A 708-nucleotide genomic window follows, 5' to 3' on the forward strand; every position below is an offset into this window, starting at 1 on the left:
CTGGCGACTGACCCGATTCCAGATAATGGGTGATCAGATGAGCGACAACTTCAGTGTCGGTATCGGAAGCGAGCTCATGCCCGGCTTTTTCCAGCTCATCTCTTAAGGTTTGAAAATTTTCGATAATGCCATTGTGGACGACGGCGACTTTATCGGTAGCGTGAGGATGGGCATTTATCTCGTTCGGCACGCCATGGGTCGCCCAGCGCGTATGGCCAATACCAATAGAACCCGGCAGAGGTTGATCGGCCAGCCGCGCCTCCAGATTGACTAATTTGCCTTCGGCGCGGCGGCGTTCAATGCCGCCGTTTTCCAGCGTTGCAATACCAGCAGAATCATAGCCGCGATATTCGAGGCGCTTTAAACATTCGAGCAGATGCGGCGCGACATCGCTTTTACCGATGATCCCGACAATACCGCACATCTACTTTTTACCTTTATTTTCGCGCAGTTTATTTGCATAGCCGTCGACAATTTTTTGCTCCGAGCGCGTGATGGCGAGCGCATCCGCATCGACGTTTTTAGTAATTACCGAGCCTGCACCGGTGATCGCACCGTCGCCAACTTTAACCGGGGCTACCAGCGCCGTGTTTGAGCCAATGAATGCGCCGGCGCCAATCTCCGTCATCGATTTAACATAGCCATCGTAATTACACGTGATCGTACCGGCACCGATATTGGCTTTTGGCCCGATCTTGGCGTCACCGA

General features: G+C 53.1%; 2 protein-coding genes. Both read right to left on the reverse strand.

Translation table 11 applies throughout. The features are described from left to right. Positions 1-424 (reverse strand): glutamine--fructose-6-phosphate aminotransferase (locus QF629_12980; GenBank protein ID MDP6014434.1); only part of this gene is annotated, 424 nt, incomplete at its 3' end. Next, positions 425-708: DapH/DapD/GlmU-related protein (locus QF629_12985; GenBank protein MDP6014435.1), on the reverse strand; the 284-nt coding region annotated here is incomplete at its 5' end. It abuts the gene before it with no gap.

Source organism: Alphaproteobacteria bacterium (assembly GCA_030739735.1).
In the GTDB taxonomy this organism is placed as follows: domain Bacteria; phylum Pseudomonadota; class Alphaproteobacteria; order UBA7887; family UBA7887; genus UBA7887.